We start from the raw sequence: 7,902 nt of genomic DNA on the forward strand, positions 1-7,902 counted from the left end.
ACGCGAAGAGGCGGGCAATAGACATGTTGTCTACTACCCGCCCCTTCAAGGCTGTGGCCTGATCAATGCGGTGGCCGCCCGGCCGTCGCGCCGGACCTCTCGCCAGCCCTCAATGGCCTTCAGCGACCCTCGGATCAGCCGTCGAGCGAGGTCATGACGTGCTTGATGCGGGTGTAGTCCTCGAAGCCGTAGGCGGAGAGGTCCTTGCCGTAGCCGGACTTCTTGTACCCGCCGTGGGGCATCTCGGCCACGAGCGGGATGTGGGTGTTGATCCACACGCAGCCGAAGTCGAGGTTCTTGGACATCCGCATCGCGCGGCCGTGGTTCTTGGTCCACACCGAGGAGGCGAGGGCGAACTCGACGCCGTTCGCGTACTCCAGGGCCTGAGCCTCGTCCGTGAAGGACTGGACGGTGATGACGGGGCCGAAGACCTCGTTCTGGATGATCTCGTCGTCCTGCTTGAGGCCGGAGACCACGGTGGGGGCGTAGAAGTAGCCCTTCTCGCCGACCTGGTGGCCGCCCGCCTCGACCTTGGCGTGGGCGGGGAGCCGCTCGATGAAGCCCGCGACCTGCTTCAGCTGGTTCGGGTTGTTCAGCGGGCCGTAGAGCACGTCCTCGTCGTCCGGCTGGCCGGTCTTGGTGTCGGCCGCGTTCTTGGCGAGCGCCGCGACGAACTCGTCGTGGATCGACTCGTGGACGATGACGCGGGTGGCCGCGGTGCAGTCCTGGCCGGCGTTGAAGAAGCCCGCGACCGCGATGTCCTCGGCGGCCTTGGCGATGTCGGCGTCCTCGAAGACCACGACCGGGGCCTTGCCGCCGAGCTCCAGGTGGACGCGCTTGACGTCCTTGGAGGCGCTCTCGGCGACCTGCATGCCCGCGCGCACCGAGCCGGTGATGGAGGCCATCGCCGGGGTGGAGTGCTCGACCATGGCCTTGCCGGTCTCGCGGTCGCCGCAGACGACGTTGAAGACGCCCTTGGGCAGGATCGAGTCGATGATCTCGGCCATCAGGATGGTCGAGGCCGGGGTGGTGTCCGAGGGCTTGAGGACCACGGTGTTGCCCGCGGCGATGGCCGGGGCGAACTTCCAGACGGCCATCATCATCGGGTAGTTCCACGGCGCCACCTGGGCGCAGACGCCGACCGGCTCGCGGCGGACGATGGAGGTCATGCCCTCCATGTACTCGCCGGCCGAACGGCCCTCCAGCAGGCGGGCGGCGCCCGCGAAGAAGCGGATCTGGTCCACCATCGGCGGCAGCTCCTCGCTGGCCGTGAGGCCCAGCGGCTTGCCGGTGTTCTCCGACTCGGTGGCGACGAGCTCGTCCGCGCGCGCCTCGAAGGCGTCCGCGATCTTGAGCAGCGCCTTCTGGCGCTCGGAGGGGGTCGTGTCGCGCCAGCCCGGGAAGGCCGCGGCGGCGGCGGCCATGGCGGCGTCCACGTCCGCCTGGCCGGAGAGGGGAGCGGTCGCGTACGCCTCGCCCGTGGCGGGGTTGACCACCTCGGTGGTCCGCCCGTCGGCGGCGTCCTTGAACTCCCCGCCGATGTAGTTGCGCAGACGACGCAGTTCGGTGGTCACTACAGCCACACTCCTGTGATCACATGTCCAATGGTTGAGACGGCTCCTCAGCCTAGCGCCTCGGACGCCGTTTTCGACAGGCCCACGCACCACGAACTACGGAATCAGTGAGATCTGACTCCTGAAACAACGAATTACATCGTTCTCGCCTTGCGGAACGGACGACTCCTCGTGCAGAGTGAGGGCGTGGTCAGTCGAAGCGCAGATTCCAGGAACAGACAACCGTCCCCTTCGGTCGATGCTGTGTCCCTGGCGATCATCGAGCAACTGCAGGAGGACGGTCGCCGTCCTTACGCAGCGATCGGCAAGGCCGTGGGCCTGTCCGAAGCCGCGGTGCGCCAGCGAGTACAGAAGCTTCTCGACCAGGGCGTCATGCAGATCGTGGCCGTCACCGACCCGCTCACCGTGGGGCTGCGGCGCCAGGCGATGGTCGGCATCAACGTCGAGGGAGACCTCGACCCCGTGGCAGACGCGCTGACCGCCATGGCCGAGTGCGAGTACGTGGTGATGACCGCGGGCTCGTTCGACCTGATGGTGGAGATCGTCTGCGAGGACGACGACCACCTGCTGGAGACGATCAACAAGAAGATCCGTGCGCTCCCCGGCGTGCGATCAACCGAAAGCTTCGTTTACCTGAAGCTGAAGAAGCAGACCTACATGTGGGGAACGAGATAGCCCGTGAGCCAGGACCTCTCCAAGACCGCGTACGACCACCTGTGGATGCACTTCACCCGCATGTCGTCGTACGAGAACTCGCCCGTCCCCACCATCGTGCGGGGTGAAGGCACCTACATCTTCGACGACAAGGGCAAGCGCTACCTGGACGGTCTCGCCGGACTGTTCGTGGTCAACGCCGGTCACGGCCGCAAGGAACTGGCCGAGGTCGCCTACAAGCAGGCCCAGGAACTCGCGTTCTTCCCCATCTGGTCGTACGCGCACCCCAAGGCCGTCGAGCTCGCCGAGCGCCTCGCCAACTACGCCCCGGGCGACCTGAACAAGGTCTTCTTCACCACCGGTGGCGGCGAGGCCGTCGAGACCGCCTGGAAGCTTGCCAAGCAGTACTTCAAGCTCAAGGGCAAGCACACCAAGTACAAGGTCATCTCCCGCGCGGTCGCCTACCACGGCACCCCGCAGGGCGCCCTGTCCATCACCGGCCTGCCGGCCCTCAAGGCCCCCTTCGAGCCGCTGGTTCCCGGCGCGCACAAGGTGCCGAACACCAACATCTACCGCGCCCCGATCTACGGCGACGACCCCGAGGCCTTCGGCCGCTGGTGCGCCGACCAGATCGAGCAGGAGATCCTGTTCGAGGGCGCCGACACCGTCGCCGCGGTGTTCCTGGAGCCGGTGCAGAACGCCGGTGGCTGCTTCCCGCCGCCGCCCGGGTACTTCCAGCGGGTCCGCGAGATCTGCGACGAGTACGACGTGCTGCTCGTCTCCGACGAGACGATCTGCGCCTTCGGCCGTCTGGGCACGATGTTCGCCTGTGACAAGTTCGGCTACGTCCCGGACATGATCACCTGCGCCAAGGGCATGACCTCGGGCTACTCCCCGATCGGTGCCTGCATCATCTCGGACAAGCTCGCCGAGCCGTTCTACAAGGGTGACAACACCTTCCTGCACGGCTACACCTTCGGCGGACACCCGGTGTCCTCCGCGGTGGCGCTGGCCAACCTCGACATCTTCGACAAGGAAGGCCTCAACCAGCACGTGCTGGACAACGAGGACGCCTTCCGCTCGACGCTGGAGAAGCTGCACGACCTGCCGATCGTCGGCGACGTCCGCGGCAACGGCTACTTCTACGGCATCGAGCTCGTCAAGGACAAGGTCACCAAGGAGTCCTTCACGGACGAGGAGACGGAGCGCGTGCTCTACGGCTTCCTCTCCAAGGCGCTCTTCGACAACGGCCTGTACTGCCGCGCCGACGACCGTGGGGACCCGGTCATCCAGCTGGCCCCGCCGCTCACGGCCGACCAGGGCACCTTCGACGAGATCGAAGGCATCCTGCGCCGCGTGCTGACCGAGGCCTGGACCAAGCTCTAACCAGCAGCCGTCCGCGAGCAGCAAGCGCAGTAACGAGCAGTAAATAGTCCGACCACACGGCCCGGATCCTCCGTTCGAGTGAGAACGAGGGGGTCCGGGCCGTGTGCTGTCACCATCCAAGACGTTCATCTCTTTACATCTCATTGCGGTGCCAGTGACCTACGCGGCTCCGCTTCGTTCCCCCGGACGGAGGTGTACGCCATGGTGGCTCCACCGGACAAAGCTCCGCCAGACACTGCCCCGCCCCAGGACGATGTGCTCTGGGCACGGTCCCTGCACTACTCCCACAGCGGTTCGCCCGGCCTCATCGGGGTCTCGATCGGCGTCCGCGCGGGTGAGATCCTCGCCGTCACCGGCCCCCGCGGCAGCGGCAAGACCACCTTGCTGCGCTGCCTGTCCGGGCAGCTGCTGCCCGAACAGGGCGAGGTCTGGTTCAACAGCGTCCCCGTGCACACCATGGGGGCACTGGCCCGCGAGCGGCTGCGCCGCGACCGGTTCGGCTGGATCGGCCCCGAACCGCAGCTGCTGCCCGAGCTCCGGGTCTGGGAGAACGCCGCCCTGCCGCTGCTGATCGCGGGCGCGAGCCACCGCGGGGCCAAACGGGCCGCCTGCGAATGGCTGGACCGCCTCGACATCGGCGCCTTCGCCCGCAAGCACCCCGGCGCCCTCAACCGCGCCGAGTCCCAGCGCGTCGCCCTCGCCCGCGCCCTCGCGAGCGAGCCCGCCGTGATCTTCGCCGACGAGCCCACGGCCCCGCTGCACCGCGCCGAGTGCGCCCTGCTGCTCCGTACGCTCACCACCGCGGCCCGCTCGCACGGGATCACCGTGGTGCTGGCCACCCACGACGAGGAGACCGCGGCCGTCGCCGACCGGCGGGTCGCCCTGCTCGACGGACGCCCGGCCGCGGCCGCGGCCGCCGCCCACCAGACCGCCTTCCCCCAGCCCCCGGAGGACCAGGCCGCGTGCTCGCTCTCCGCCTAGCCCGCGGCTCCCGGCCGCTCGTGCAACTGCGCCGGCTGCTGGTCGCGGCGGCCTCCGCCGGCAGCGGCTTCCTGCTGCTGTACGTGCTCGCGGAGGCCACGGCCCGGCCCGCCGGATCGTTCCCTCGGCTGCTGTGGGCCCTGGTGCCGCTCGCCGTCACCGTCCAGTTCGCCGTCGCCGTGGCCCGTACCGACCCGGCGGCCACACCCCGGGACGGGCTCGACGCGGCCGGGCTGGGACCCGTACGGCTCACTCTGGTCGCGGCGATTTCCACCGCCGTCGCCTGCGCCCTCGGCAGCGCCGTGGCCCTGGCCGTCTTCCTCCACCTGCGCGGGGACGTGGCCGGGCTGCCCTTCGACGGAGCGGGGGCCGGGCTGCTCCACGCGGACCGGCCTCTGCCCGTCGCCGCCGCCCTCACCCTGCTGGCCCTGCTCCCGCTGACCGCCTCGGCCGCCACCACCCTCGCCCTGCGCCCGCACCCTCGGCCGGCCCCGCAGACCGTGCTGCCCTGGGGCATCGCGCTGACCGCCTGCGGACTCGCCGCCCTGGCCTACGCCGGACCCGGCGGCGCCGGGCTGCCCGCCGGCTGGGCGCTGACCGCCGCCGGGCTCGCCCTCGCCGGTCCCGGCCTCGCCTACGCCTGCGGGACGCTGGTCCAGTCCCTACGTCCGGGCGCGCTCCGGCTGCTGGCCGGCCGGACCCTCCAGGAGGAAGCCCCCCGGCTCGGCGCCCCGCTCGGCGTGCTGTGCGCGGTCGGCGCGGGCGCCCTCAGCGCCGTGGCCCTGCGCGACCGCGGCGGTCTCCAGGTCCCGCTGGGGCCGCTGACCGCACCGGCCGCCGCGCTGGTGGTGCTGTGCGCCGCCGCCACCCTGCTGACCTCGGCGGTCGAGGTCCGCCAGGCCCGCGCCGCCACCCGCGCGGCCCTGATCGGCATCGGCGCCCCGGGCAGCGTGCTGCGCGGCGCCGCGACCGTACGGGCGATCGCGCTGGCGGCCGGGTGCCTGCCGCTCGCGTGGGGTGTGGCACAGCTGACGTCGATGGCATTGACCCACTGAGACGGCAAGCCCTTAGGGTGGGCCGAATGGTCAACGGATACATCGACACCGAGATCGAGACGCTCGCCGAATTCGACCGGGTCGTGGCCCGCGGCTCGCTCAGCGGGTACCGGATCCAGTCGGTCAACCTGCTGGAGCGGACCTTCGCGCTGCTGTCCGCCGACACCTCCTCGGCCGTGTTCCTGGGCTGCGCGATGGAGCCCGATGCCTCGGTGAAGGTCCGCGCGGACGGCGCGCTGGTCTTCCAGCCCGTCCCCGACCTGCCGTTCAACCCGTACCGGGGGCTGCTGTACACGGCCGAGGAGCTGTTCTCGGGCCTCTCCGGCGGCTACGAGGCCACCCCTGACGCCGAGGCCTACGCCTGGTTCCAGGAGACCAAGTCGGACGGCGACATCTTCTCCTCGATGCTGCGCTCCATCCACGACGACGCCATCTCCGACGCCCTCGACGAGCACCTCGCCGGCGCCCGCGTGGTCGGTGTGATGGGCGGCCACGCCATGGCCCGCGGCGGCGCCGAGTACCGGGGCGCTGCCGAGCTCGGCCGGGCCCTGACCCGCTCCGGGCTGATCGTGGCCACCGGCGGCGGTCCGGGCGCGATGGAGGCGGCCAACCTCGGCGCCTACCTCGCCGGAGCCCCCGACGAGGCCCTGCCGGAAGCCCTGGAGATCCTGGCGCGGGTCCCGTCCTTCTCCCCTTCCGTGTCCGACTGGGCGCGGGCGGCCTTCTCCGTACGCGAACGCTGGCCGGCCGGCCCCGGCGGGGACTCGGTGGGGATCCCGACCTGGTTCTACGGACACGAGCCGCCGAACGCCTTCGCCGGCCACATCGCCAAGTACTTCGCGAACGCCACCCGGGAGGACGGACTGCTCGCCCGGTCCAACGCGGGCGTGGTGTTCCTGCCGGGCGCGGCGGGCACCGTCCAGGAGATCTTCGACAACGCGACGCCCAACTACTACGAGTCCCGGGCCGAGCCCACCCCGATGATCCTCGTCGGCCGCGCCCACTGGACCGAGCACCTGCCGGCCTGGCCACTGCTCCAGGCGCTGGCGCGCGGCCGCGCGATGGAGTCCCGGATCGCGCTCGTGGACTCCGTGGACGAGGTTCCTGCGGTACTCGCCCAAATGTCCTGACCCCACCAGGCAACTTCTCGGCCCCTCCATACGTCTGGCAGAGGTACGCACACCGCAAAACCTGCCAGACGTGAACGGAGCCTCCGGGTGCTCATAGGCCTGCTGACCGCGATCGCGGCATCCATCTGTTACGGCACGGGATCCGTCCTGCAAGCCGTCGGCTCCCGGCGGGCGGCCCGGATGACCCCGGCCGCCGCGGGGGTCACCCAGCATGGCGGCCCGAACCTCTCCTCCACCGCGAAAGCCGCGATGACCTGGGAGTTCATCGTCGGCACCATCCTGGACTTCGTGGGCTTCGGCCTGGGCGCCATGGCCGCCCGCCTCCTCCCGCTGTTCCTCTCGCAGACCGTCATCAGCGCCAACCTGGTGATCACGGCCGTGCTGAGCGTGAAGATGCTCGGGATCCGGCTGACCCGCAAGGAATGGACCTCGATCGGCGTGGTCTGCACCGCGCTGATCCTGCTGGCGACGGCCGCGGGCCACGAGGGCGGCCACCACGCTCCGGCGGCCACGCACTGGTGGCTGCTGGGGGTGACCCTGCTGATCATCATCGGCGGCACCGTGGCGGTACGTTTCCTCGGTGCCCGCGCCGCGATCCTGGCGGGCCTGCTGTCGGGTCTGGCCTTCGGCGCGCTGGGCGTCGGGGTCCGCATCCTGAACGGCATCGAGCCCTTCTCGTTCGCGGCCCTGCTCTGCGACCCGGCGCTCTACGCCATCGTCGTGGCGGGGGCCGGCGGCATGTACCTCCACACGGTGGCGCTCCAGATCGGCTCGGTGAACGGGGCCACCGCCGCCCTGGTGGTCGGCGAGACCGTCCTCCCGGGTGCGATCGGCGTGCTCTGGCTGGGTGACGCCTCCCGCCCCGGCATGGCCTGGCTGGCGGTACTCGGCTTCGTCCTCGCGGTGACGGGCGCTGTCGCGGTCGCCTGGTACGGCAACCACGACGGCGCCGAAACCGCCGCCGAACCGGAGGAATCCAGCCTCGCCGGCACATCCAGCCCCGCCGGCGTTTGAGGCGCGGGGTGGGGGGGGGGGGGGCGCGGGCGCCGCCGGCCCGCCCCGCTCGCGGGCCCCCGCCCCGCGGCGCGGCGCGCGCGGGGCCGCGCCCCCGCCGCGAGCCCC

7 protein-coding genes are annotated in these 7,902 nt (G+C 70.8%); 6 read left to right on the forward strand and 1 reads right to left on the reverse strand.

Annotated elements, in window-relative coordinates:
- Positions 1-134 precede the first annotated feature (134 nt).
- Positions 135-1,574 (reverse strand): gamma-aminobutyraldehyde dehydrogenase, encoded by a 1,440-nt coding sequence (locus ACFXDJ_RS11485; RefSeq protein WP_384658076.1) that lies wholly within the window; start codon positions 1,572-1,574, stop codon positions 135-137.
- Between the two features lie 171 nt (positions 1,575-1,745).
- Between ACFXDJ_RS11485 and ACFXDJ_RS11490 the strand changes: the two genes are divergently transcribed.
- The 6 genes from ACFXDJ_RS11490 to ACFXDJ_RS11515 all read left to right on the forward strand — a co-directional run bounded on the left by ACFXDJ_RS11490 (position 1,746) and on the right by ACFXDJ_RS11515 (position 7,794).
- Positions 1,746-2,249, forward strand: a complete 504-nt coding sequence (locus ACFXDJ_RS11490; protein ID WP_384658074.1) for an Lrp/AsnC family transcriptional regulator — start codon at positions 1,746-1,748, stop codon at positions 2,247-2,249.
- A 3-nt stretch (positions 2,250-2,252) separates the two neighbouring features.
- Entirely contained in the window at positions 2,253-3,614 is a 1,362-nt protein-coding gene (locus ACFXDJ_RS11495; protein WP_384658072.1) for an aspartate aminotransferase family protein, read from the forward strand.
- A gap of 201 nt (positions 3,615-3,815) precedes the next feature.
- Positions 3,816-4,595 carry an ABC transporter ATP-binding protein gene (locus tag ACFXDJ_RS11500; RefSeq protein ID WP_384658069.1) on the forward strand — a complete coding sequence of 260 codons (780 nt, stop codon included), beginning with the start codon at positions 3,816-3,818 and terminating at the stop codon, positions 4,593-4,595.
- The gene (locus ACFXDJ_RS11505) at positions 4,577-5,650 is read left to right on the forward strand and encodes a hypothetical protein (RefSeq protein WP_384658067.1); all 1,074 of its coding nucleotides are present in this window, start codon (positions 4,577-4,579) and stop codon (positions 5,648-5,650) included. The genes ACFXDJ_RS11500 and ACFXDJ_RS11505 overlap by 19 nt, the downstream gene beginning before the upstream one ends.
- Positions 5,651-5,676: 26 nt before the next feature.
- Positions 5,677-6,780, forward strand: a complete 1,104-nt coding sequence (locus tag ACFXDJ_RS11510) for an LOG family protein (RefSeq protein WP_384658065.1) — start codon at positions 5,677-5,679, stop codon at positions 6,778-6,780.
- Positions 6,781-6,867: 87 nt separating this feature from the next.
- Positions 6,868-7,794: a hypothetical protein gene (locus ACFXDJ_RS11515; protein ID WP_384848908.1), complete on the forward strand. Its 927-nt coding sequence runs from the start codon at positions 6,868-6,870 to the stop codon at positions 7,792-7,794.
- Positions 7,795-7,902: the final 108 nt, after the last annotated feature.

Origin of the sequence: Streptomyces sp. NPDC059443, assembly GCF_042750105.1 — a bacterium.
GTDB lineage: Bacteria > Actinomycetota > Actinomycetes > Streptomycetales > Streptomycetaceae > Streptomyces.

What these genes read in the sequence shown, in the direction of transcription:
- ACFXDJ_RS11500 (WP_384658069.1), top strand. Translation starts at nt 3,816, where the DNA reads ATGGTGGCTCCACCGGACAAAGCTCCGCCAGACACTGCCCCGCCCCAG.
- ACFXDJ_RS11510 (WP_384658065.1), top strand. Translation starts at nt 5,677, where the DNA reads ATGGTCAACGGATACATCGACACCGAGATCGAGACGCTCGCCGAATTC.